The 1111-nt window shown below is 66.2% G+C and carries 1 protein-coding gene; it reads right to left on the reverse strand.

The features are described 5' to 3' along the window. Positions 1 to 440 precede the first annotated feature (440 nt). Positions 441 to 971, reverse strand: a complete 531-nt coding sequence (locus HNR00_RS25295) for a zinc-binding dehydrogenase (protein ID WP_376770414.1) — start codon at positions 969 to 971, stop codon at positions 441 to 443. Positions 972 to 1111 lie beyond the last annotated feature (140 nt).

Consider the following 1111-nt stretch of genomic DNA (forward strand, 5'->3'; position numbering starts at 1 on the left):
CTCCGGCTTGTGCCGCTTCGTTCCCATCTGTCCGTCCTCGTCCTGACCCGCAGGCCATACCTCAGGGCGGACCACTCCCATGGGGGCGGATCAGTTCTGCGCGAGATCGGTCATGCCGTCCCCCTCAGCGTGGGCTTGGATGCTGCATGACACTGCCGTAGGCCAGACCGCGGTCGCCTGCATCAGCAAAGCATACCACCCAATGCTGCCCGACTTTTGCCAAGGTGGACCGGACGACGAGCACGTGTCCGGCCGCGATGGTCCGACGTAGGCGCGACCGAGCAGGTTGTGGCATCCTACGACCATGGTGGCAACGAGATCCTCCCCTTCGTCCGGGCGCCGAATCAGGAGGAGGGTGAGGCGGAAATGTAGTAATCGTCCTCGACCAACAGGGCCTTGCGACCTGTCAGGTCAGGAGGCTCGGCAGAGACCCGGTGGCGTCACGATTTGACCCGAAGCACGATCTTACCTTTGAGCCGGCCTTCCTCGTAGCGCGCGTGAGCGCGCGCGACGTCGTCCAGGGAAAACTCCAGGCCGACTTGCGGGACCACCAAGCCTCGCTCGAGGAGGCGCGTGAGGGCGTCGAGCTTGCCGGCACTCTGGCGAGAGAAGACGAAATGGTAGGTCGCGTTCCGGCCCCAGGCGTCGATGAGGTTCTGGGGCGTCGCGGTGTCGACCAGGGTGACCACGCGCCCGTCCTCGCTGAGGATGCGCGGGGCACGCGAAAGCGTGTCGCGCCCGATCGTATCCAGAACGACGTCGACGCCCTTGCCTTCGGTCAGGCGATCGACGGCGTCCACGTAGTCCTCGCGTTTGAAGTCGATGACAGCCGAGGCGCCAAGCCGTTCGACGAGCGCCGCGTCGCTGCCTCGAGCCGTCGCCAGGACCCGCGCGCCGATGGCCTTGGCGACCTGCACGGCGATGGCCCCGACGCCCCCGGCACCACCGTGGATCAGGACGGTCTCGGTCACCTGCAATCGGGCCCGCTCGACTAGTGCTCTGTCCCGCTTGCGATGGGGGCTTATTGGCGCGAGTCTTCTGTCGGTTGAGGGCAGGAGGCAGCGATGCACAAGCGCTACCGTGTGACGCTCACGGCTGAGGAGCGAGCTGA

The sequence above is a fragment of the Methylorubrum rhodinum genome (assembly GCF_014199935.1).
Taxonomy (GTDB): Bacteria; Pseudomonadota; Alphaproteobacteria; order Rhizobiales; family Beijerinckiaceae; genus Methylobacterium; species Methylobacterium rhodinum.